The organism is Haloferax marinisediminis, from assembly GCF_009674585.1.
Classification (GTDB): domain Archaea; phylum Halobacteriota; class Halobacteria; order Halobacteriales; family Haloferacaceae; genus Haloferax; species Haloferax marinisediminis.
The window spans coordinates 932602-956243 of sequence record NZ_WKJP01000001.1 but is presented as its reverse complement, the minus strand read 5'-3'; the positions used below and the strand labels follow the sequence as shown (position 1 = coordinate 956243).

Sequence of the window (23642 nt, the reverse complement as noted above, 5' to 3'; positions counted from 1 at the left end):
CACCGAAATAGACAGGTAGGTATTAATCTGGTATCTTCTACGACAGTCGTCGGTTCGTGTCGGTCCAAACGGTGAGAGAAACAGGGTGCAGTACCCGTTCGACTCGGGTGCCGACTACTCGGTTCGTTCGCCCTGATAGCTCCCGTCGTAGGTCCCATCGTGGGACGCCTCTGTGAGGACGATTTGGGCGACGCGAGCGCCGCGTTCGAGTTCGATTGGGTGGTGGACCTGTAACAGCCCTTCGCCTTTCCCTTCGTATCCGGCGTCCCAGACGGCCGTGTTGAGCATACAGGAGTTCCGCATCAGCGACGACCGTGGGTAGATGAAGCCGACGTGCTCTTCGGGGATGTGGACCGTCTCGGCGTACTGGAGAACGTAGCCGCCGGGTTCGAGGCGGTACGTCTCGGTGTCTGGGTCGGCGAAATCGAGCGCACGCCGTTCACCGATGGTCTTTCCCTCACGTCCGAGGCGCCCGGGTTCGACCTGTTCGAGGACGGATTCGAGCGTCAGGTCGACGCCGTTTGGCTGAATCTGCTCGTCGGTGACTGGCGAGATGTGCTGTGCAACGAAGGAACCGGACCGGTACATATCTGCACAGAGTCGAGCGAGTGCAAAATGGTGCCGGAGTTGGGGCGCGACGGTGGCATTTGTGGGAGTGTCCCATGGAAGAACCAACAAGGAGTTTAATGGTCCTTAGACGATAGAAACCCAGAGACGGCGCTATTCTTCACGTTCGAAGATAGGGAAGTACGCGGGATTTATATCCGAGGACCATCGACGTTCGGGTGTTATGGGACAGACGCTCACGGAAAAGATTCTCTCGGATCATCTCGTCGAGGGTGAACTCACCCCCGGTGAGGAAATCGGAATCGAAATCGACCAGGTCCTGATGCAGGACACGACGGGCACGATGGTGTGGCTCCAGTTCGAGGCGCTCGACCTCGACGAGGCACAGACGGAACTCGCCGCCCAGTACTGTGACCACCAGACCTACCAGTTCGACTTCAAGAACACGGACGACCACCGCTTCCTCCGCTCTGCAGCGGGCACATATGGCGCTCACTTCTCCCGACCGGGCAACGGTATTTGCCACAACGTCCACAAGGAGAACTTCGCCGCACCCGGCAAGACCCTCCTCGGCTCTGACTCGCACACGCCGACCCCCGGTGGCCTCGGCCAGCTCGCCATCGGTGCCGGTGGCCTCGACATCGCCGTCGCCATGGGCGGTGGCGCCTACTACGTCGAGATGCCCGAAGTCGTCAACGTCCGCCTCGAAGGCGAACTCCCCGAATGGTCCTCCGCGAAGGACATCATCCTCGAGATGCTCCGCCGCGAGACCGTCAAGGGTGGCGTCGGCAAGGTGTTCGAGTACACCGGCCCCGGTGCAGAGTCGCTCTCCGTCCCCGAGCGCACGACCATCACCAACATGGGTACGGAACTCGGCGCGACCTCGTCCATCTTCGAGACGGACGAGAAGACGAAAGACTACCTCGAACGCCAGGGTCGCGGCGAGGTCTACACCGAACTGAAGGCCGACGAAGACGCCGAATACGCCGACGAAATCGTCATCGACCTCGACGACCTCGAACCGCTCATCGCCTGCCCGTCGATGCCGGACAAGGTCGTTCCTGTCCGTGAAGTCGCCGGCAACAAGGTCGAACAGGTCCTCATCGGTTCCTGTACGAACGGTGGCTACGAGGACATCCTCCCGGCCGCGAAGATGTTCAAGGGCCGCGAAGTCGCAAAGCACCTCGAGATGATCGTCGCACCCGGTTCGAAGCAGGCCGGCGAGATTCTCGCCCGTCAGGGCTGGACGGCAGAGATGATGGCCGCTGGTGTCAACGTCTCCGAGGCAACCTGTGGACCGTGTATCGGTATCGGCCACGTGCCCGCCTCCGACTCCATCTCCCTGCGTACCTTCAACCGCAACTTCGAGGGGCGCTCCGGTATCGAGGACGACAACGTCTACCTCTGCTCGCCCGAAGTCGCGGCCGCTGCGGCACTCAAAGGCGAAATTATCGACCCACGTGACCTCGCCGACGAACTCGGTGACCTCGAGGCACCCGGCGTCGAACTCCCCGAGAAGTACGACGGAGCCAAGACGGACCTCATCTACGCGGAAGATGCCATCGACGACGAGCTCATCAAGGGCCCGAACATCGGCGAAGTTCCTCTGCAGGACCCCCTCGGCGCCGAAGTCGGCGGCGAAGCACTCCTGAAGATGGAGGACAACATCACGACGGACCACATCATCCCGGCGACGTCCGACATCCTCAAGTTCCGCTCGAACATCGAGCGCCTCTCTGACTTCACGCTCTCGCGTGTCGACGAGACGTTCGCCCAGCGCGCCAAAGATGCCGGTAACGGCGTCCTCGTCGCTGGCGAGAACTACGGGCAGGGTTCCTCCCGTGAACACGCCGCGATGTGCCCGATGTACCTCGGCATCGAAGCTGTGTTCGCACAGTCGTTCGCTCGCATCCACAAGGCGAACCTGTTCAACTTCGGTATCGTCCCCCTCGCCATCGACGAGGAGACGTACGAGAAGCTCGAGCAGGGCGACGACATCGAAATCGTCGACGACGTGGCCGCAGGCGTCGAATCCGGTCAGCAAGAGTTCACCATCCGCGTGAACGACGAGTGGGACGCGACGGCAACCCTCAACGCCTCCGAGCGTGAACGCCGTATTCTCACCGCCGGTGGCAAGCTCCCCCTCACGAAGCAGCAGGCAGAGGGCGGCGCTGCTCCCGCGGACGACTAAGCGCACACACCCCATTCTCACATTTTTCGGTCGGCGAGCGGCGGCACCGTGAGCGTCACTGTGACAGCCTGCGCTCGTCGCCCGTCGCGTTTTTGCATCCCCATCGCTTAGCGGCGAGCGTGACGGAGTTCGACGACGCCCTCGCCGACGACGTAGTCGTCCGGCGGGCCGAGCGTGCCGACTTACTCGACGTCCTCAGAATCGAGCGGACGTGCTTTACAGAGCCGTGGCCTTACTCTGCGTTCGAACTCTTCGTCGACGAACCGGCGTTCCTCGTCGCTGCCCGCGGCACAGACGTCCTCGGCTACGTCGTCGCCGACGTCATGCCGAACCACGGAAACGACATTGGTCACGTCAAAGACCTCGCAGTCCGCCCGGAAGCACGCGGAAACGGACTCGGGAGACGACTGCTGCTCCACGCGCTGACTGCGATGACGATTGCCGGTGCTGCGGTCGTCAAACTCGAAGTCCGTGTCTCGAACGAACCGGCGCGACAGCTCTACGAGAGCGTCGGATTCAATCCTGCTCGTCGGGTTCCTCGCTACTACGGAGATGGCGAAGATGCCGTCATCATGGTTCTCGACCTCCACAACTGGCATTCTCAGAAAACATAAAATCCATGTCAAAACTGAGTGACACGAGCGGCGTGTAAGCCGTGGGAGTACTTATCACAATAGCTATCGTAGTGCGTCTGTGTCACCGTCCACTACGGTTCTCTGCGTGAGTGACGACGTACCATTCGCGGATGGTCTGCAAGCGTCACTCGGGGCCGCCTCAGCGGAACTCGCAATCCGCCGCGTTCGAGACGCAGGTTCGGCCCGTGCAGAGCTTCTCGCTGCAGCAGGCGACATCCAGTGTGTCGTTCTCACTGCTCCCCTCACCGACAGCGACGGTCTCGCGTTCATCCGCGACGTACGCGAAAGCGACCCGACGCTCCCAATCATCGTCACGGCCAACGAACAAGCGTTCGTTCAGGATGCCGTGGAGGCGGGTGCAACGGACTATTTCATCCAGGAAAGCGATGCTGACCCGCTCTCGTGGCTGGCGTTCCGCGTCCAGAAGGTCATCGAAGACCACCGCGTCCAGTGCTCGAACCGCGCACGTCTCGAGCAACAACGGGTCGTCTCAGAGGTGGGAACACGTGCGCTGACGACGGTCGGCCTCGACGAAGTCCTCCAACTCGCCGTCCATCGTGTGGGCGACGTACTCGGCGCGGACTCCGTCTCGGTCCTCGAACGACTCGACGAACCGGAGATGTTCCGCGTTGCTGCCGGGACCGGATGGGCAGAGAAGTTCATCCAACAACCCGTCAGTGCCAACGAAGAAACACAGGCGATGTCGACGTATCAACACGGCCACTCGACCGTCGTCGACGACTTCGAGGAGGACGACCGGTTCACCCACTCAGACGAGTTCACGTCGTCTGGGTTCCGAAGCGGAATCTGTGCCTCGATTGGGAGCGATGCCCACCGGTGGGGAGTCATCGGCGCCCAAGCGTTCGAACCAGGGCACTTCACCGACAAAGACGTGCTGTTCCTCGAAAATATCGCGGCCGTCATCGGGGCCGCTGCCGAGCGTCACGAACTCAGAAACGCGCTCTCGGAGGTTCTGGGCCGAATCGACGAAGCAGTCGTCGCTTTCGACACCGACTGGCGGCTCACCTACGTCAACGAAACTGCTGAGGTGCTCTTTCGGGAACCGGCCGCAGACCTCTTCGATCGACATATGGAGGACCTCACACCGGAATCTGGCAGATTCCGTCACGAGTTCAAAGCGGCGATGCGAACCCAACAGACCAGAGGGTTCGAGGCGTACTCCGAAAACTCGGATACGTGGTACAACATCAAGGCCTACCCTTCTGAGACCGGGCTCTCTGTCTACTTCACCGACATCACCGAGCAACACGAACGCGAGACAGAAGTCCAGCAGTACGGCCGGATGCTCGACGCCGTCGCCGACGCGGTGTACGCGCTGGACCGAAACGGCAGGTTCACGTCCGTCAACCCGGCGTTCGAGCGCCTGACCGGCCTGACGCGCGTCGAAGTGTTGGGCGTCTCCGCGAGTTACCTCTTCGACGAGACGATCGACGACAGCGACGAGGTGTTCTTCACGGCCTCGAACCGAATCGTGGAGTTCGAACTAGAGCAAGAAAACGGGGACACCGTACAGGTGGAAAACCGACGGACTCCACTCGTCATCGACGGGAAAGAACTCGGGTCGGTTGGCGTCCTCCGCGACGTGACAGAGCGACACCGCTACGAGCAGTTGCTGGCGACGCTCCACGAGCGAACGCGCGAGATGATGCGGGCGACGGACCGCGAGACGATTCTCAACGATGCCGTCGACGCCTGTGACGAGGTCCTCGGCGATGCGCGGACAGAACTGTTCGTCTTCGACGAAGCAACCACGGCACTCGCACGTGTTGGCGAGGCGGGAACGGGACTCGGCGACAAGCCGATTGGTGCTGGACTGACCGAAGGAGGCGTCTGGGACGCCTTCGTCACTGGCGAGGTCTCAGTCGTCGAAATCGCCCCGGATGGCGGTATCGTCGAAGGCGTCGAGCGAGTCATCGCTGCGCCGGTTGGTCGCCACGGTGTCCTCGTGACCGGTCATCCGGGCACTGTCGCGCCCAGTGACGTCGACGTCGAACTCGTGAACTTGCTCGTCGCCACCGTCGAAGAGTTGCTGGAACGCCTCGACGCCGAGTCCGAGTTACACGAGCGAGACCGCCGCCTCGCAGAGCAAAACGAGGCACTCAGACGACTCGACCAGGTCAACACGACCATCAGAAACATCAACCAGTCGCTCATCCGCGCGCCGACGCGCAGTGACGCCCTCTCGGCCGTCGGCCAGCACCTCGTCGGGACCGAACCCTACGCCGTCGTGTGGCACGTCGACTCCGACGGAATCGACGACACAATCCACCCTGAGCCCGAGGAGATTCACGGCGCAGACGCTGCCTACGCCGACCGACTCGGTGAAGTGGCGGCGTCCGGGCCACTGTCGGCACTGCTCGACACCGCTATCCAGACCCACACGATGCAGACGGTCGGCGACGTGCTCAACGACCCGACGTGGGCCGACCACCGTGGTGACGCGCTCACCTACGGGTTCCGGTCACTCGCAGTCATCCCCGCGGTTGCAGACGACCGAGTCGAAGCGCTGTTCGTCCTCCATGCGACCGAACCACACGTCCTGTCGAACGAAGACGGGCTGCTCTCCGAGTTGGGAGAGACCATCGGCTACGCGCTCGCGACGACGAAACGCGCCGGCGCGATGCTGACAGAACGCCGAACCCACGTGCAGGCGCAACTCGGTGGCGACCGGCTGTCGATTGCGCGTCTCGCACGACACGTCGACCACAGCGTCGCGCTCACGGGCGTTCTCCCGCAATCGGATGGGTCGGTCATCGCGTTCATCGTCACAGACGCCGACCCGGAGGAGGTTATCGACGCCGGAAGCGACGTTGCGACGCGCGTGCGACTGCTCTCGGAAGACGACTCGGGGAACCTCTTCGAGATACGACTCCCGCGCGAGTCGCTCTTCGAGACCCTGTACGCCTCCGAGGCGACGCTTCGAGAACTCCATTCGACCGGTCGACAGACCACGCTCACTGTCGAAGTCCCCGAGCGGATTCGGGTACGGTCGTTCATCGACATGCTCGACGCGGACTACCCGGGGACGAGCCTCCTGTCACGGCGGACGGTTACAGAAAGCGAGGAGTCGCCGGAGACGTTCCAGTGGAAGATCCGCGACGAGTGGACCGACCGACAGTACGAGTCGGTTCGAGCGGCCCACCTCGCTGGATTCTACGAGTGGCCTCGCCGCAGTACCGCAGAGACGCTCGCCGAGACGTTCGATATCAGCGCGCCGACGTTCCAGTACCACCTTCGGGCGGCGGAACGGAAGCTCGTCCAGAACGTCTTCGAGTGAGAGACCCGCCATACCAGCTGATTCTCAGTCAGTACTCTAGTCACCTAGAGTGGTCACAGGTGATACTACTAGTCAGATAGCAACGAGGGATATATCATCTACCGTCTTTGGACCCACTGTCGGCAAGACGCCGACGCGAACAGAACCATGGACGAAACTCGCGTGTTACAGGGCAACGATGTTGGATGGAACACTGGCACGACCGAAGAGGTCGTCGCTCGACACGACTGGGACGGACGAGACACTCTCGCCGTGACAATAGTCACCGCTGCCGCTCAGTTGAAAGACGTGGACGCTGTCGAACTTCCACCACTGTCGGACATCATCAACCCAGATGCGCTCGATAGAGTATTCGCTCAGCCGGTTCGGGCACCGGCGACGAGCGGGGCTGTCGAGCGTGGGACGATGAGCCCAGCACGCGCGCACGTCAGGTTCCGTTACGCTGCCTGCGACGTGACCGTTTGGGCCGACGGAACGGTCATCGTCAAGTCTGCCTAACAGCATCGACGATCGGTATCACCACAACACCATCACCACAACCACCACCACCACCACCAGAAGTGGATAGTGGCCGTCTGTCGGCAGTTCGCCTCCCCCCACCACCATCACGCGAACCCTCGGCCACTTCATTCCCCTTCGTCGAACTGCGACGCATTTTGGTACACTCACACGCTACCGGAGGGTATGGGATACGCCTGTCCGGTCTGCGACGCGCCACAACGAGACGAGACACATCTCGCGAACCATCTGGCACTCCAAGCAATCGTCCACAGTGACGACCACGAGACGTGGCTGGACGAACACGCACCCGAGTGGGCGTCGATGAACGCCGAGAGACTCGGGCCAGTCGTCGCCGACCTCGCTGACGAACACGAGTTCGACGAGGTGTTCGAAGACACGGTCGACCGCACCCACCACCACGACCACGACCAACAGCAGTTCGGCGGTCACGGGGCGGGCCAGTCGCTGTCGGGTGACGCGGCACGTATTCTCGAAGAGGCCAAAGACCTGACGCGCGAGATGTACGAAACAGCCGACGAACAGGCCGACGACGAGGACGACACCCGGGACGACGAGGGCGAACAGTCGGCCGACGACGACACCGACGAGAAAGAGTCGTAAGTCCGGGGGCCAAATCGATGGGCGATGGAAACCCACGGGACGATTTCTCCTGAGACGCGCGAGGCGGCCGCAGACGCCTTCGACCGGGTCGGGCCGACGGCGCAAGTCGTCGTCAGGGAGACAGCCAAGGCGATGGAGTTCGACCGCGAAGAGTACCGCGAACGCGTGACGGGTGACGTCGTCGAGACGGTCCGAAACGCGCTGTTCGCCGAATCGTTGACAGTGACCGTCGGCTCTCGCGCCGAGTTCGACGAGTGGTGTGCCGACCACGACGAGTTCGAGGTCGTCGAACTGGGCAACCCCGACGTCGAGCGCGTCGCGTGGCACCCGATTCCGTTCGCCGAGACGGTCATCGCCACGACCTTCCAGAACGAACGGGACGCCGCAATCAGCACACTCCGTCGCAACGCCTTCGGCCGCGTCTACCGCGACACGATTCTGAACGACGATGGAGACGTCACGCGCGGAAGCGACACAGATGGCGCCGACACCGACAGTGAAGCAGACGGCGCCGACACAGACAGTGAAGCAGATGGCGCCGACACGGACAGCGAATCCGAGGAGACGAACTGATGACTGACGACGGGCGCCGACACGAGCGACTTCCGGACCCCGAGTGGCCAGTCCTCGAATCGAAGACCGAGTACGACACCGGATGGTTCACCGGCGGGTACGACCTCGTCGAGCAACCCAACGGCACCACGAAGCGCTACTACTGGGCCGAACTGGCGACGGCAGTCGTCATCGTCGCCGTCGCAGACGACCACGTCGTGTTCGTCGAACAGTACCGCCCGAACATCCGCCAGACGCAACTCGAACTCCCCGCTGGTGTCGTCGAGAAAGGTGAGTCGCTCACCGACGCCGCCGTGCGGGAACTCCGAGAAGAGACTGGCTTCGCCGCGGGGTCTGCGTCACTCATCGGCGACGTCTGGTGTTCGACGGGCGTACTTCGACACCGCCGTGGGTTCGTCTTCGCCGAGGACCTCACCCCGGTCGAACGCGACTTGGACGACAACGAGTTCCTCTCGGTGCACGCAGTTCCGGTCGAGGAAGCCATCGACCGGGCCGTCGAACCGCCGACGAACGACGCCACGGTCGAGGGGCTCCTCCTCGCTCGCAAGGAAGGAGTGTTGTAGTCGATGGTCAGTGAAATCGAACCCAGCGAGGTCGAATCACTCCTCGAAGACGACGACCCACCGCTCGTCGTAGACGTGAGCACGCCGGCAGACTTCACCGACGGGCACATCCCCGGCAGCATCAACGTCCCGTTAGACGACCTCGTCTCACACCTCGGGCGCATCACTGGTGCGACACACATCGTCACCGTCTGCCCACACGGCGAAGCGAGTATTCAGGCGGTGCGACTGCTCTCGGCGTACGAAGGAACGAAAGATGCACGAATCGAGAGCATGGCCGGTGGCCTCGAAGCGTGGACGGGGACGCTCGAACACGGTCCCGACGAGTAAGACACCGAGTGCCGCGGCTCACAGAACGACGTTCTCCAAAAGTACTCGACGCCGGGCTACGTCAGAGGGCGGTCACGCGACGTTGAACCCCTTGTCGCGGAGGAAGTCCTCCACGCGGCCGCGGTGGTTGCCCTGGAGTTCGATGGAATCTTGTTCCACGGTCCCACCACAGGCGAATTTCGACTTTAGGTCCGACGACAGGCTGTCCATGTCGACGTCCTTCGGGTCGAATCCCTCGATGACTGTAACCTCTTTTCCGTAGCGGCGCTCGTCGATGCGGATGACTATCTCCTGAGACTCCTTTGCAACGTCCTCGCAGACGCAAAGCTCCTGAGGCAGCCCGCACGTCGAGCAGACTTCCGACATTACAGTGTGGACGTACAAGATGGGGATATTAAACAGTATCGGGAGCCCATAGCATGGACCCCCCTAATCGAGCGACTGTGCGGTATCAGAAAATGTCTCGTCGGTCGTCGTCACGTCACGAGTCGGGCGAATTAGCCGACGATCGACCAGCGGCCTATCATCACTTGGGACGTCTCGTCGGTCCCGCCGTTCCCTCGCTCGTCAGCAGTGGGCGTGTCAGGGTTGCCCCGGTCACTGGATGACCCGGCGTTATCAGAACGCTTCTCACTACTGTTTCCCGAGGCGGTCCCTGCGGACGTGTCGGAGTCGCCGCCCTTCCGGTTGTCGTCAGACTTGTCGTCGTCCTTGTTTCGTTCTTCTTTGGCCTTTTCGAGCCCTTTCCCGGGGTTCTCGCCTGCGACGTCACGAGCGAGTGCAGCCACTTCCGGACCCGTGAGGTCGGCCGCAGACTGGCGGAGCGAATCGAGTTGGGCGGTGTCGACACCGCGCGCTTCGAGGGCTGGAGCGGGGAGGGTGGTCGCGGCGTCTGCCGTCCGGTTCAGCATGGATTTCGTCCGCTCGATGTCGGCGACCACGCGCGTCATCTGGACGCGGTACTGGTTCTCAGAGAGCGTGCCGTTTTCGTAGGCGGCGTCGAGTCGGTCCTTGCGCTGTTCGAGGTCGGTCAGGCGCTCACTGATGGTCTCGACCTGTCCGGCGACGACTGCCGCCTTCGAGGCGTTCGAGTTGGCCTTGGCGAGTCGCGTCTCGAACGTTCGGCGTTCGAGTTCACCATCAGTCTCGGAGGCCTGAACACCGATGACGCCAGCGAGTTTCTGGCCGGGCGGTGTTTCGTTGGCTGCTGTACTCTGGTTCGCAGCGTTGCTCCCGTCTGCTGACTCCGCCCCACTGTCGCTGGCGAACGCCGGTGCGACCGGACTAGCTGGAGAGGCGAGAGCGAGCGGTGCACCAAGCGTCGCCAGGAGGACGGTGGCGGCGACGGCGAGCACGGCGATTCGTCGGCTCATTACGTCTCTGTAGGACCTTGTTCCGGATATAAACGGGCGGTCGTCCGCGTCAATTAACTCGGTTCAACCGGAGTTCGCAACTTCAGAAGAAGGCGCCGCAGTCTGTCGATTATGAGTCATTGAACCGGATAAACGGTCGTAAGGTATTTATACCCCTTCTGGCTCCTCGTCGTCTTCTGGGAGACGAAGGACGTTTTCACGACCGAGACGGAAGCCTTCTATCGTCCCCTCGTCGCGCATGCCACGAACGACCTTACTCGTCTTCGCGTCGGTCCAGTCGAGTGCGCCAGCGACCTCTTGTTGCTTGATTCGACCACCGCGCGACTCGATGAGGCGGAGGACGCGTTCTTCGTTACTGAGGAGTTCGGGTGGCACGTCTTCGGCCGTATCGTCAGCAGCGTCTTCGTCCGTGTCGGCAGGTTCTGGAGTCTCGTCCGTGCTAGCCTCGGCAGCGGTCGCCGCTTCGGTTGCAGTGTCGGCCTGTCCCGTCTCGTCGCTGGCGGCGACGGCCGAGTCGACGGAGCTGTTCGAACTGTCGTCTTCCGCACCGAGCACACCGCGCGACCGGAGGAAGAACGCACCACCGACCACGAGCACTCCAACGACAGCGAGTGCCCCGAGGGCAGTCGTCGTGGGGAACGGGTCGTCGACTGCGGGACCCGCTGCTTCGTCAGTCGGAGTGTTGGTGCCTGTTCCAGCGGACCCGGCACCCGGTTCGACGACCACTCGAGGTTCGCCCGAGACGAACTCCGTCTCCGACCCGCGCCAGATGACGGTGTTCTCGCGCGTCTCGTCTGCGTTGGGTGCGACCGTCACCGGCCCGTACTCGGCCGGCCACGACAGGATGAGTCGCGAGTTCGAGTCGAGGAAGAATCCCTCGATGGCGTCGCCGATGACGAGTTGGTCACCGTCGACAGCGGCAAAGTTCGACCACTCAAACGAGTAGGTGACGACGCCGAAACTGTCGGGGAGTGACCGCGTCTCGGCGGAGACCGAGACGTTCGTCGCCGTCATCTCGCGGCCGGTCGAGTTTTCGGCCGCAGAGACGGTGTCGTCGATTCTGTTTCCGAACGAAGACGTGTAGTCGTCCGGGTTGGCCTCGACGTCGTCTTGGAGTGATTGGAAGGCCTCGGTGGTGTTCTGGTCGTCTAAGCGAGTCCAGTACTGAATCTCCCACTGGGCAGACCCGTCGGACTCGACGTCGACGACAATACGCGTGCTATCCGGTTCGACACCTTGCTGAACGAGTGGGTCGATGCCGGGACCGGCGGCAGACCCATCGGGTGCCGCCGTGACAGGTGTCACCACGGCGAGCACACACAGCAGGGTGCACAGTAGTGCGGGGACGGCGTCTCTCGTCGCCATTGCTCACCCCTGTGAGCGCACAGTGAAAAAGTAACGCGATTCAGTCTGCCCAGCGTCTGACGACCGGCAGACGCGACCTGACCGCACGGTCGGCCACCGCAATCGCCTCGTCGGCGTCGGCCCGAGTGACACCGTGACCGTACCGGGCGCGCTCGTAGATGTCGGCGACCGCTCGGGTTCGTTCGTCGACGCCAACGCGAGACAGCGCGTCGAGGTAGTGGCGCACCGTCTCTCCCGGCCTGCGTGGCCGATACTCGCGTTCGAGGACGAGTTCGAGGCGGTCGTACGCGCGGAACACGTCGGCCGTCGGAGAGTCGGTCCGGCGCTGGTAGAGCGCGACTGTCGCCCACCGGATTTGTGTCGGTATCTGTGTCCGGCGGACCCCCGCGACGATGCCGACGAGTGCCGCGAGACCGACGAAGAGTGTCTCACGCGGCGGTAACGTCGGTATCACTCCGTCGCCATCGTCAACAGCGACAGACTCGTTTCCTGCAGCCGGCGTGCCGCCGATTCGCTCTTCGATGCTCGGCGCGGTGCCACTGTCTGGCGTCGTGTTCGTCGCCGTCTCCGTCTGATTCGCCGTCTCGGTCGGGGTGGGCGTCACTTCTTCGGAGCCGTTCACTGCGGCCGCCGTCTCGTTGGTGTCGACACCTTCGAGACCACCTTCGCGAGCATCGTTCAGGGAGGCGGACTCTGCTTCCTGCCGGGGACCCGTAGGCGTCGGGTCGAACCGAATCCAGCCAGTGTCCTCGAAGTACACTTCGACCCACGCGTGGGAGTCGAGGCCGCGAACGACGTATCGGTCGTCGCCGACGCGCTCACCCGTCGTGTAGCCAGTGACGAAGCGTGCCGGGACGCCTTCGGACCGGAGGAGGACGACCATCGTCGACGCGTAGTAGGTACAGTAGCCTGCTTCCATGTCGAACAGGAACGATTCGGCGATGTCACCCTCCGGACGCGACACCTGCAACGAGTACTCCTTGTTGGCTTCCAGCCACTCCTCGATGGCGACGGCCTTGTCGTACGGCGTCTCTGCACCGGCCGTAATCTCGGCCGCCCGCTCACGAACGCGGTCGGAGGTGCTGTCGGGGAGCGCGAGGTAGCGTTCCCGCACGTCGTCGGGGTAGTCGGTGCCTGTCCGCCGGAGCGATGCTGGCGTGTACTGCGGGACGGCACTCGTCACGGTGAAGTTCTCGTCGGTGCCGATGGTTCGCGCGGGACGGATGTTCCCCTGTTGGGTGACGAACGTCTCGGACGAGATGTTACCGCTGATGGCGACAGGACGCCACGCACTGGGCATGGCGTCGAGTGGCGTCGCTGGGGTCACCGTCTGGCGGACGAGACGTGACGGTCCTTCTGGGTCGGCTAATCGACCACCAGCGTACAGTCTGGAGTCGCCGGTTCGAACCCATCCGGACCCAGTGTATCTGTCGAACGACGCAGTCTGCCAGTACGACGGTGACGTACTCTCGATTTCGAAGCGGACCTCGGGTGAGAGACTGATACTCCCGACGACGGAGATGCTGTCGGTCGCGCTCACGAGACTGGCCTCGACGGTCGGTTGCTCGGCCACACCACTGCTCGGGATGACGGGTGACCCACCCGCTCCGGGGAGCACCGTGACAGTCGCCGAGAGAACGATCATCGCAGCGAGGATGACGGTGAGTACGTCCAGTTGGCCGCCATCACGGCCGAACCGGTCGATGCTGTCGAAGCCAACTGCGGCCATCCCCGCGCCGACAGCGACGAGTGTGAGTGGTCCGTCGGCGTCACCCGTCAGGACGAACAGGCCGAGGCCGGCACCGGCGATTGCGACGGCGGGCGCGATTCGGCCTCGAACCGCGAGATACCACGCGAGGAACGTCGGTGCGGGCGTCACGGCGAGCGCCCACACGTCTGCCGAGAGCAGTCGAAGGGCGGAAAGCCCGCTGAGCAGTGCAATCGAGTCGGCGAGGAGCCGCTCGGGCGAGAGTAACGCGAGTTGACTCGTCGGGAGCGAGAGGAAGTAGGCCGCGAATCCGCCGCCGAGGAGGACGATGGTGAGTACGAGTGCGACGCGTGGTCGGAGCGTCACCCCAACGACCGTCGCGAGTGCGAGTGCGCTGCCAGCGACGAGCAAGAACTGGTCGCGTCGACCAACCACGTTGGTCACGTCGTAGATGACGAGGAGGAACGACCCCACGACCACGAGCGTCGCGACCATCGCGAGCAGGTTCGCTGGAACGCCGGCGACAGTGTATTCGGTCGTCTCGGCCGTCGTCGCGGTTGACCGGCGCTTCGTGGATTCGGTACTCATCGACCCACCCCGCGCTGGCCATCAGTGCGCTGGCCATCAGAGCGCTGACCATCAGTTCGCTGTCTGCCGAGGATAGTTCCGGTGGCGAACCTGCCAGCGGTGTCCTGTCCGTCGACCGCTTGGTTCCCGTCCAAGAGGCCGTCTGTTTCTCCACCCGAGCGCGCACGAAGTTGGTCGAACGTCGTCTCGCGTCCGCCGAAGGTTACGTACGTCTGGCCAGCGTCACCGCGAACGACCACTTCGGCGTCCGAGTCGGGGACCGACCCGGATTCGAGTCGCGAGAGGTGCGCGAGGATGTGGCGTCGTTCTCCCGGAACTGCATCGGTGACACCGAGTGGTGACGTGAGATGGACCGGAACACCGGCGTCGAGGAGGGAACACGCAATCGTCGCTGCGGCCTCGGCCACGTCGTCTTCGCGCCCCTCGACGCCCCCGGCCGAGACGGATACTGCGTCAGGGTTGGTGCGGTTGATGTACGTCTTCACCACGAGGTCACCTGACTTCGCACTCGACTTCCAGTGGATATCTCGAAGTGGGTCACCCGATTCGTACTCGCGCAACCGGTCGAACTCTCCACGGTGGGTCATCGTCTGGCGGTCCGAGAGGGCCGACAGGTCACGCCGTGCCGACGTGGTGAGCGACCCGGTTCGCGGGAAGACGAGCACCTCGGAGACCCCTCCAGCAGTGAACGTCCGCGAAAAGAGCCCGAGTAAGTCGTGTGCGACGATGGTCGCCGGGCCAACTCTCGCCGGACCGCGAGCACGATACCTCACGTCGTAGGAGATGGTACCGTCGCCGACGACGGACTCGACCGACGAGTCGCCGCCGAGCCCATCTGAGAGTGTGTCTGTCGTGGTTGCAGGGAAGGTTCGCTCGCTGTCGATGGTGAGCGAGACAGTAGCTGTCTCACCCGGGAATCCGTCCTCTGGCGGGTCGCGAACGACTCGTGGAGGTGAGACGCGCCAGACTTGGACGGCACCGACGACGAGGGCCACCGCGATGGGGACGACGACGGCGTTGAGCGCCCGTGGCCCGAATGCGACTGCGTTGGCGACACCGACGACGACAGCAGCGACCGCAACCCATCCCCGAACAGTGAGTTTCATTCGACCGGAACGTACTCGAGGGCCCGTTCGACCACGTCGAGTCCGCTTTCGCCGCTCGTCGTACGGATACGGTGTGCCCAGACGCTCCGAATCTCGCGTTGCACGTCGTCGGGAACGACGTAGTCGCGGGAATCGAGTGCGGCGCGGGCCTGTGCAGCACGGATGAGGGCAATCGACCCACGGGGACTCACGCCGAGGTGTGCCCGTTCTCTGGTGTCGGCAGCGAGTCGTGAGACGTACCGTCGAACCGGTTCGCTCACCGTCACACTGAGAATCGTCTCACGAGCGTCACGAACGTCGGCAGACGTGGCGACCGGTTCGAGTGACTCGATTGGGTGGTGTCCGGAGACTCGGCCGAGGAGTTCCGTCTCTTCGGATTCGTTCGGATAGCCCAGATGAATCTTCTTCATGAAGCGGTCGAGTTCGGCCAGTGGGAGGTCGTAGGTTCGGTCCGGTTCCACGTCGTTCTGCGTCGCGATGACAGTGAAGGGGTCGGGAACCGGTCGTGTAATCCCGTCGGAGGTCACCTGCAGTTCTTCCATGACTTCGAGGAGGGCGGCCTGCGTCTTCGGCGGTGCGCGGTTGATTTCGTCACCCAAGACGACGTTCCCGAACACCGGCCCCTTCCGAAACTCGAACTCGGAGGTCTGTTGATTGAACACGTTCACCCCCGTCACGTCCGACGGGAGGAGGTCGGGCGTGAACTGAATCCGCTCGAACGACCCCTCTATCGAGGTGGCGATTGCCCGTGCGAGCATCGTCTTCCCGACGCCAGGAACGTCTTCTAAGAGGAGGTGGCCACGGGCGAACAGCGTCACGATGATGTCCTCTATCGCGTCGTGGTGGCCGACGATGACCTGTTCGACGTTTTCAGAGATTCGTGTAGCGAGGTCCGATACCGCTTCGACCGAGTGCGCGCGGTCGATGTCGGTGTCTGCATGTACATCAGTCATTGATTTCCCGGGATTTCCCGCCGACCGTCTCGCGGCGGCCGAACGGGTCTCTGTCCTGTAATATAGTCTCAATCTACCTAACGTTGCTGGGTGTGTGCACACCACAATCACAGCGACGACGGTACCGACTGGTGCCACCAGACGTCCACAGTATCGACACGTCAGCACGAACGTTCCCGGGCGTTTTTGTCGCTCGGCGACCCCGTACCGGATATGAACGCGGACGCCCAGCGTGAGGCGGTCTACGGTGCACCGCCAGAGATGCTGGCGGTACGAGACGACTTGACGCCGATGCTCTCGCAGTACGCCGACCTCTGTGAGACGCACGACGACGCCCTCGTGTTGTTTCAGGTCGGCGACTTCTACGAGGCGTTCTGTGGTGCCGCAGAAGCTGTCGCGCGGACCTGCGAGGTGACGCTCACGAAACGCGAAGATTCGACCGGCACGTGGCCGATGGCAGGGATTCCCATCGACAACGCCGCGGGGTACCTCGAACGCTTGCTCGACGCCGGCTATCGCGTCGCGCTCGCCGACCAGGTCGAAGATGCCTCCGAAGCCTCGGGACTCGTGGACCGTGCCGTCACGCAACTCATTACTCCCGGAACCGTCGTCGACGAAGAACTCCTCGAAGCGGGGCGGGCGACCTACCTCGGTGCCGTCGCCCGCGACGGCGACGACTACGGACTCGCCGTCGTCGACGTCTCCACCGGCGAGTGTCTCGTCACCGGCGCAGACCGTGCGCTCGCACTCGAAGAACTCGAACGTCTCGCCCCGGCCGAACTCGTCGTCGGCCCCGACTGTGACCTCCCGTCGCTCTCGTTCGACCCGATGGAGACACCGTTCGACCCAGACGCATTCGACACTGAGACGGCCCGTGAGACGCTGTCGACTTACGCACCTCGTCCAGCGGCAGTCGTCGAATCCACCGTCGAACTCCGGGCAGTCGGTGCGCTCCTCGCGTACGCCGAGTACGCACAGGGCGACTCGAAACTGGAGTACGTCACTCGAGTCACCCGATTCGACCCCCGTGAGTTCCTCCAACTCGACGCGACGGCGATTCGAAGCCTCGAACTGTTCGACTCGCGGAGCGCCCGCGCCGGGAGCACGCTCTTTTCGGTCCTCGACGAGACGGCGTGTGCGCTGGGTCGACGACGACTCGAATCGTGGCTTCGACGGCCACTCGTGGACCAGAACGCCATCGAAGCGCGACTGGATGCGGTCGAGACGCTCGCCGACGACGCGCTCTCGCGGGCAGACCTCCGTGACCACCTCTCGTCCGTCTACGACCTCGAACGACTCGTCGCTCGCATCGCTCGTGAACGCGCCAGCGCCCGCGACCTGCGCTCGTTGAAAACGACGCTCGACCGCGTGCCCGAGATTCGTGCGACACTCGACGGTGTCGAATCCGGTCTCCTTTCCGACCTCCGTGATTCGCTGGACGAACTCGAAGACGTCCGCGACCACATCGACCGTGCCATCGTCGACGACCCGCCACAGGAGATTACCGAAGGCGGCGTCATCGCACCGGGGTACGACGACGAACTCGACGACGTTCGCGGCACCGCCGAAGACGGCCGCGAGTGGGTGTCGAATCTCGAAGCACGCGAACAGGAGCGAACCGGCATCGACTCACTCGAAGTCGGCTACAATCAGGTCCACGGCTACTACATCGAAGTGACGAACCCGAACCTCGACCGGGTGCCCGACGACTACGTCCGCCGGCAGACGCTGAAGAACTCAGAACGCTTCTACACGCCCGAGTTGAAAGAACGCGAAGACGAGATTCTCCGTGCGGCCGACCGGGCGGACAGCCTCGAATACGACCTGTTTTGCGAGGTTCGCGCCGACGTTGCGACCGAATCGGAGCGCATTCAGGCAGTCGCGGACGCGCTCTCTGACCTCGACGTGCTTCGGACGCTCGCAGACGTCGCTGTCGCCAACGACTACGCCCGACCGCAGTTCCACGACGGCACCGTGTCGGGCGCATCGGGCGATGCTGGCATCGAAATCGACGCCGGCCGACACCCCGTGGTCGAACGCGCACAAGACGAGTTCGTCCCGAATCCGACCTCACTTCCACAGGGTGGCGTGGCGCTCATCACCGGCCCGAACATGTCCGGGAAATCGACGTACATGCGACAGGTCGCGCTCGTCTGTATCCTCGCGCAGATGGGGAGTTTCGTCCCCGCAGACACCGCCAGACTGCCAGTCGTCGACCGAGTGTTCACCCGCGTCGGTGCCTCTGACGACATCGCCGGTGGGCAATCGACGTTCATGCGCGAGATGAGCGAGTTGACCGAAATCCTCCACAACGCCACCGAAGATTCGCTCGTCCTCCTCGACGAGGTGGGGCGCGGAACCTCCACCACCGACGGCCTCGCTATCGCCCGCGCGGCCACCGAATTCGTCCACGACGAAGTCGGCGCGATGACGCTCTTCGCAACTCACTACCACGACCTGACCGACACGGCCGACGAACGCGAGGGTGTGTTCAACTTGCACTTCACCGCCACGCAGACTGACGGCGACGTGACGTTCCTCCACAGCGTCGCCGAAGGACCGTCGTCGTCGTCGTACGGCGTCGAAGTCGCACACCTTGCAGGCGTCCCGGCGACCGTGGTCGAACGCGCCCGGCGTCTCGTCGAGGCCGACGCAGCAGACGCCGTCGCAGACGAAGGTTCAAGTACGAAACCGGGGCAACACAGGGACCACACCAAACCCACAGAACAGACTCAACCCACAAACCACGCCCAGTCCCCGCAAGACGAGACGCTCGCTGCCTACGTCGACGGACTCGAAAACGGACACCACACGGACGGTGACGCAGTATCCCCTGAGTCGGATGCAGACCGCGTCGCCCGTGACGTTGCCGACGAACTCCGTGAAGCAGACCTCGTGGACACGACCCCACTGGAGGCGCTGAACCTCCTGTCGGACCTCAAGCGGAGACTCGAATGATTCACCATCTCGACCGGGAGACGCGCTCGAAAATCGCTGCCGGAGAGGTCGTCACCCGGCCAGCGAGCGTCGTCGTCGAACTCGTCGAGAACGCGATCGACGCCGGTGCGCAGACGGTCGAAATCGACGTCGACGGCGACGGAACCGACCGAATTCGTGTCGTGGACGACGGCCACGGGATGTCCGAATCGAACGCTGTCCTCGCCGTAGAACGGCACACGACGAGCAAACTACGGGACGCAACCGACCTCGAAACCGTCGAGACGCTCGGCTTCCGCGGTGAGGCGCTGCCGAGCATCGCCACCGTCGCCCGCCTCGAACTGACGACCAACGACGGGACACCACGAGGGACGCGCGTCGTCGTCGACGACGGCGAGAAGACCGTCCACCCCGCGGGTCGTGGGCAGGGGACGACCGTCGAGGTTACTGGCCTGTTCGCCGACCGCCCCGCTCGAAAGAAGTCCCTCGCCTCCCCGAAAGCCGAGTTCGCGCGCATCTCGTCGGTCGTGACTCGCTACGCACTCACCCGGCCAGACGTGCGGTTCGTCCTCCGCCACGACGGCCATCAGACGCTCACGACACCCGGAACCGACAGGTTCAGCGATGCGATGCTCGCGGTGTACGGCCGCGACGCCGCGAGTCACGCCTCGACGTTCGAGAGCACGCGAACGGTCGCACTCACAGACGAGACGGCCGCCGCCGATATCGACGGCGTGCTCTGTCACCCAGACGTGACCCGGTCTCGGCGGGACCATATTCACGTCTCGGTGAATGGCCGGGCACTGACAGACGCACGAATCAGACGGGCCGTGGTCGATGGCTACGGGACGCTTCTTCCCGACGGCCGCGAACCCGTGGCGGTCGTCCGTGTCTCGGTCCCACCCGAATGGGTCGACCACAACGTCCACCCCGCGAAAGACGCCGTCGAGTTCAGAGACGCCGACGCGGTAGCCGACGCAGTCGAATCGAGTGTCCGTGACGCGCTCTCGACGGCCGACCTCCGGCGGAGTGGCGAGTTGGCGATGGACCTCGACACGTCGCTCGAACCCGTCGAAGCGAGTTCGGTCTTCGACGACGTGCGCGTTATCGGCCGGTTCCGTGGTCTGTACCTGCTCTGTGAGGCCGGCGACGAGTTACTCGTCGTAGACCAGCACGCTGCCCACGAACGCGTGAACTACGAGCGACTCAGCGCGGCAGTCGAATCGGCGGGCATCGACTCCGTCGCCATCGACCCACCGGAGAGCGTGTCGCTCACTGCGACCGACGCGGCGTTGCTGGAGGCGAACCGCGAGGTTATCGAGTCGCTGGGATTCCGTGTCGCCGAGTTCGGCGGCGACACCTATCGCGTCGAAGCCGTTCCCGCGCCACTCGGCCGACCGTTCGCCCCTGACGCGCTGGCCGACGTGGTTGCAGACGTCGCCGCCGGCCACGCGAGCGACCCGAGAGACGAGTTGCTCAAAGAGTTGGCGTGTCACCCGTCGATAAAAGCCGGTGACGACCTTTCGGACGAGGATGCAATTCGGTTAGTCGAACGACTCGGGTCGTGCGAGACGCCCTACACCTGCCCACACGGTCGGCCGACAGTGCTGGCTATCGACGAATCGACGTTCGTGCGCGGGTTTGGGCGGCGGAGTGGAAGGCGTGGGTGACGAAACCGAGAGTCTCACTAGGGGCGTTCGACGACGGCATGACCGCAGTACTCGCACCTGTCGGCAGACTGTGAGACCCGAGCACCACAGTTCGGACAGTTCGTCTTCGACTCGTGAAGCCCGGATTCGCCATCAGTCGCGAGGCTACGATAGAACGTGAACTGGTAGGTGTACCACAGCAACGCCAGTATCGGAACCGCGACGACGACGAGGAGAAGAGAGTTCGTCTGGATTGCTTGGAGAACACTCACCGGAGACATAGCGACAGATTGCGCTCGAGGTCACAAATTTGCGATGGCCGAGTAGTCACCAGTCTTTGCACGCAGAACAGACGTACTCGTCCCCATCGAGCCACGTCTTTTCGACCGTGTCGCCGCACTGCGGGCAGGTCGTTCCGGTCGGCGTCCAGCGGTAGGTCGCGAGCGTGTCCACGTCCGGTTCCGGCCCCTTCTCTTTCGCCCCCTCCGCTGTCGTCTCGCCCGCCGTCTCGGCGTCCACTCCTTCGTCTTCGAACTCCTCGTCGTCGGCAGGACCGCTGGCGAAATCGTCGAGCGAACGGTTCGGCATGGCTCTCCATCCGTGGGGCCGGCCCTTATCGGTGCCGACACTGAAGCGTGCGAAACCCACACAATCAATACCCCTGAATCCCGACGTTCGCGTATGCCAACACTCACGGATTTCGTCATCGCGCTCCTCCAGAGCGTCGTCGAACTGGTCGTGAACTTCGCCGACGTGGCGCTGAGCGACCCACTCTCACCCATCATCATCCTCGTCGGAAACCTGTTTATCCTCGCGGCAGTCGGGGCGTTCGCCTACGTCGTCCTCGGCGCGCTCGCCGCGGAACTCGGTATCGGCGTTACGCCTGGCTCTCGCGGTGAGCCGTCGCAGCGAGAGTAATCGCTTCTTCGAGGTCGGGGCCGATTGGTGACCCGACCACGATGCCGTCTGCGTGTTCGAGCACCGCGGCCATCCGCTCGGTCACGTCGTCAGGCGTTCCGGCCATCGAGAAAGCGTCTATCATTTCGGGCGTGACGAGGTCGAACGCTTCGGAGAACGCGCCCGCCGAGATTTTCTCGCCGATGTCGCTCGCGAGGTCGGTGTCGATACCGTGTCGCTGAAGGACCGGCGGGGCCGCACCTGCCGTGATGAACGCGACGGGCGGCCGAGCAGCCTCGCGGGCTGCCTCGGCGTCTTCCGAGATGGAGACACTCGCGTAGGCAGCGAGCGTGAAGTCACCGCGTTCGTCGGGGCGGTCCTCGCGGCCCATATCGACCTGTTCACGCGCCCACGCGAGGTCGTCGGGGTGGGACCCGTTGAACAGCAAGCCGTCTGCGTGTTTGCCCGCCATCCGGCACATGTGGGGGCCTTCGCCACCGACGTACACCGGGACGTCACCGGGGACGTCGAAGTTGAGGCCGGCATCGTTCGCTTCGAAGGTGCCGTCGTGGGTGACGCGCTCACCGTCCCAGAGGTCCTGTGCGACTTTGAACGCCTCCAAGACCGAGCGAAGGCCACGCTGGTCGTCGAGACCGAGGTTGCGCAGAGTCGACGGGTCGCCGGGGCCGATGCCGAGCAGGCCGCGACCACCGGAGGCCTCTGCGACGGTGGCGACCTTTCCGGCGAGCGTGACCGGGTGCATCTCGTAGGGGTTGGCGACACCGGGGCCGAGGCGGATATCCTCCGTCTCGGCGGCGAGTCGCGCGAGGACCGCGAAGGGGTCGCGGTTGTTGTAGTGACACGAGACGAACAGCGAGTCGTAGCCCTCGCGTTCGGCCTGCGTGCCCAGTTCGACGAGTCTATCGACCGGATGTTCCGGGGTGAGTTCGAGTCCGAGCATGTATGGTCTGTCTGTGGTTTTCAGGGTGTCTCAGGGGTCGTACGTCCACTTGCGGAGCGCCTGCCGAACGAAGTCGCTGTCGATGTCGCGGAAGTGAGCGTCACTCTCGCCGTGGTCGCCCCACTCGAAGTCACGGACGACGACGACTGGCGTCCCGTCCGCCCCTTCTCCCTGCACGAGGTTGGCCGCGGCGGCGAGTTCGTCGACGACGCTCTCGACGGTGACGCCGAGTTCGCGGCCGTCGCGGTCAGCCTCACCGCGCCAGTCGCGTGACGGGGCCATCCCAGCCCAGCCAATCGCGACGCCGCGCTGGCCGTGTCTGAACGGTCGCCCGCAGGTGTCAGTGACGACGACGCGGTCGGCGTCGATGCCGGCGCGGATGCGTTCGGCCGACTCACTGGGGCGCTTCGGGAGCAACAGTAAGTCGTGGTCGGGGACGTTCGACCGGTCGATACCGGCGTTGACGCCGACGTGGCCGAACCGCGTCTCCGTGAGGAGAAACGGTTCGTCCATCACGAGGTCCACGCTCTCTTCGAGGACCGCCTGTGCGAACCGCGGGTCTTTCTCCTCGCCAGTCAGCTCCGAGAGGCGGGCGGCGATTTCGCGGGCCCGCGGCCCGGCGGGGAAGTCGTCGAGGTCGGCGAACCGCCCTTCGGCCTTCGAGACGACCGTGGACGCGACACAGACGACGTCGTCTGGGCGAAGGTCGACGCGCTCCGAGACGAGTGCTGCGAGGTCGTCGCCCTCGCGAATCTCGGGGACGTCGGGGACGGGAAACAGCTCCATACGAGACGGGAAGGGGACGGCAGTGAAAAACGACGGGGTG

Annotated in this window: 22 protein-coding genes; 11 read left to right on the top strand and 11 right to left on the bottom strand. The window is 63.8% G+C overall.

All coding sequences use genetic code 11. From position 1 onward, the window contains the following. Positions 1 to 114: 114 nt before the first annotated feature. Positions 115 to 588, bottom strand: a complete 474-nt coding sequence (locus tag GJR98_RS04930; protein ID WP_151136035.1) for a deoxyuridine 5'-triphosphate nucleotidohydrolase — start codon at positions 586 to 588, stop codon at positions 115 to 117. A 202-nt stretch (positions 589 to 790) separates the two neighbouring features. Between GJR98_RS04930 and GJR98_RS04925 the strand changes: the two genes are divergently transcribed. The 8 genes from GJR98_RS04925 (at position 791) to GJR98_RS04890 (ending at position 9279) form a co-directional block, all read left to right on the top strand. Continuing rightward, on the top strand, positions 791 to 2758 hold the full coding sequence (locus GJR98_RS04925) for an aconitate hydratase (RefSeq protein ID WP_151136033.1): 1968 nt from the start codon (positions 791 to 793) through the stop codon (positions 2756 to 2758). A gap of 119 nt (positions 2759 to 2877) precedes the next feature. Continuing rightward, complete coding sequence (gene rimI / locus GJR98_RS04920; protein ID WP_151136031.1) at positions 2878 to 3372, top strand: ribosomal protein S18-alanine N-acetyltransferase; 495 nt, start codon at positions 2878 to 2880, stop codon at positions 3370 to 3372. Between the two features lie 106 nt (positions 3373 to 3478). Then, a complete protein-coding gene (locus tag GJR98_RS04915; protein ID WP_151136029.1) occupies positions 3479 to 6691 on the top strand; it encodes a bacterio-opsin activator domain-containing protein in 3213 nt (1070 codons plus the stop codon). Positions 6692 to 6838: 147 nt separating this feature from the next. Beyond that, complete coding sequence (locus GJR98_RS04910; protein ID WP_151136027.1) at positions 6839 to 7189, top strand: HalOD1 output domain-containing protein; 351 nt, start codon at positions 6839 to 6841, stop codon at positions 7187 to 7189. A 186-nt stretch (positions 7190 to 7375) separates the two neighbouring features. After that, on the top strand, positions 7376 to 7813 hold the full coding sequence (locus GJR98_RS04905) for a DUF5810 domain-containing protein (protein WP_151136025.1): 438 nt from the start codon (positions 7376 to 7378) through the stop codon (positions 7811 to 7813). Positions 7814 to 7837: 24 nt separating this feature from the next. Beyond that, the gene (locus GJR98_RS04900; RefSeq protein WP_151136023.1) at positions 7838 to 8386 is read left to right on the top strand and encodes a DUF5809 family protein; all 549 of its coding nucleotides are present in this window, start codon (positions 7838 to 7840) and stop codon (positions 8384 to 8386) included. Continuing rightward, positions 8386 to 8949 carry an NUDIX hydrolase gene (locus tag GJR98_RS04895; RefSeq protein WP_151136021.1) on the top strand — a complete coding sequence of 188 codons (564 nt, stop codon included), beginning with the start codon at positions 8386 to 8388 and terminating at the stop codon, positions 8947 to 8949. Before GJR98_RS04900 ends, GJR98_RS04895 begins: the two co-directional genes overlap by 1 nt. Positions 8950 to 8952: 3 nt before the next feature. Next, positions 8953 to 9279, top strand: a complete 327-nt coding sequence (locus tag GJR98_RS04890; RefSeq protein ID WP_151136019.1) for a rhodanese-like domain-containing protein — start codon at positions 8953 to 8955, stop codon at positions 9277 to 9279. Between the two features lie 72 nt (positions 9280 to 9351). Here the strand turns inward: GJR98_RS04890 and yciH are convergent, their stop codons facing one another. From yciH to GJR98_RS04860, 6 genes are all read right to left on the bottom strand, one after another. After that, a complete protein-coding gene (yciH, locus tag GJR98_RS04885; protein ID WP_151136017.1) occupies positions 9352 to 9645 on the bottom strand; it encodes a stress response translation initiation inhibitor YciH in 294 nt (97 codons plus the stop codon). A gap of 131 nt (positions 9646 to 9776) precedes the next feature. Beyond that, entirely contained in the window at positions 9777 to 10652 is an 876-nt protein-coding gene (locus GJR98_RS04880; RefSeq protein ID WP_225316364.1) for a hypothetical protein, read from the bottom strand. A gap of 147 nt (positions 10653 to 10799) precedes the next feature. Beyond that, positions 10800 to 12017: a helix-turn-helix transcriptional regulator gene (locus tag GJR98_RS04875; RefSeq protein WP_151136015.1), complete on the bottom strand. Its 1218-nt coding sequence runs from the start codon at positions 12015 to 12017 to the stop codon at positions 10800 to 10802. Positions 12018 to 12057: 40 nt separating this feature from the next. After that, on the bottom strand, positions 12058 to 14313 hold the full coding sequence (locus GJR98_RS04870; RefSeq protein ID WP_151136013.1) for a transglutaminase TgpA family protein: 2256 nt from the start codon (positions 14311 to 14313) through the stop codon (positions 12058 to 12060). Further along, positions 14310 to 15419 (bottom strand): DUF58 domain-containing protein, encoded by a 1110-nt coding sequence (locus GJR98_RS04865; protein ID WP_151136011.1) that lies wholly within the window; start codon positions 15417 to 15419, stop codon positions 14310 to 14312. The genes GJR98_RS04870 and GJR98_RS04865 overlap by 4 nt, the downstream gene beginning before the upstream one ends. After that, positions 15416 to 16372: an AAA family ATPase gene (locus tag GJR98_RS04860; protein ID WP_151136009.1), complete on the bottom strand. Its 957-nt coding sequence runs from the start codon at positions 16370 to 16372 to the stop codon at positions 15416 to 15418. Before GJR98_RS04860 ends, GJR98_RS04865 begins: the two co-directional genes overlap by 4 nt. 213 nt (positions 16373 to 16585) lie before the next feature. On the opposite strand from GJR98_RS04860, the gene mutS reads away from it, so the two are divergent. Together mutS and mutL are read left to right on the top strand one after the other, a co-directional pair. Beyond that, positions 16586 to 19330 carry a DNA mismatch repair protein MutS gene (mutS, locus tag GJR98_RS04855; RefSeq protein WP_151136007.1) on the top strand — a complete coding sequence of 915 codons (2745 nt, stop codon included), beginning with the start codon at positions 16586 to 16588 and terminating at the stop codon, positions 19328 to 19330. Further along, positions 19327 to 20979 (top strand): DNA mismatch repair endonuclease MutL, encoded by a 1653-nt coding sequence (gene mutL / locus GJR98_RS04850; protein WP_151136005.1) that lies wholly within the window; start codon positions 19327 to 19329, stop codon positions 20977 to 20979. Before mutS ends, mutL begins: the two co-directional genes overlap by 4 nt. A gap of 17 nt (positions 20980 to 20996) precedes the next feature. Here mutL and GJR98_RS04845 read toward each other — a convergent pair whose 3' ends face one another. Together GJR98_RS04845 and GJR98_RS04840 are read right to left on the bottom strand one after the other, a co-directional pair. Beyond that, the gene (locus GJR98_RS04845) at positions 20997 to 21239 is read right to left on the bottom strand and encodes a zinc-ribbon domain-containing protein (protein WP_151136003.1); all 243 of its coding nucleotides are present in this window, start codon (positions 21237 to 21239) and stop codon (positions 20997 to 20999) included. 46 nt (positions 21240 to 21285) lie between these two features. After that, positions 21286 to 21546: a DUF7573 domain-containing protein gene (locus GJR98_RS04840; protein ID WP_151136001.1), complete on the bottom strand. Its 261-nt coding sequence runs from the start codon at positions 21544 to 21546 to the stop codon at positions 21286 to 21288. 93 nt (positions 21547 to 21639) lie between these two features. Between GJR98_RS04840 and GJR98_RS04835 the strand changes: the two genes are divergently transcribed. After that, complete coding sequence (locus GJR98_RS04835; RefSeq protein WP_151135999.1) at positions 21640 to 21876, top strand: hypothetical protein; 237 nt, start codon at positions 21640 to 21642, stop codon at positions 21874 to 21876. On the opposite strand, the gene GJR98_RS04830 is transcribed toward GJR98_RS04835, so the two are convergent. Beyond that, on the bottom strand, positions 21836 to 22816 hold the full coding sequence (locus GJR98_RS04830; RefSeq protein WP_151135997.1) for a 5,10-methylenetetrahydromethanopterin reductase: 981 nt from the start codon (positions 22814 to 22816) through the stop codon (positions 21836 to 21838). The two genes, GJR98_RS04835 and GJR98_RS04830, sit on opposite strands and share 41 nt — an antisense overlap. A gap of 30 nt (positions 22817 to 22846) precedes the next feature. Then, the gene (locus GJR98_RS04825) at positions 22847 to 23602 is read right to left on the bottom strand and encodes a coenzyme F420-0:L-glutamate ligase (RefSeq protein WP_151135995.1); all 756 of its coding nucleotides are present in this window, start codon (positions 23600 to 23602) and stop codon (positions 22847 to 22849) included. Between the last annotated feature and the right edge of the window lie 40 nt (positions 23603 to 23642).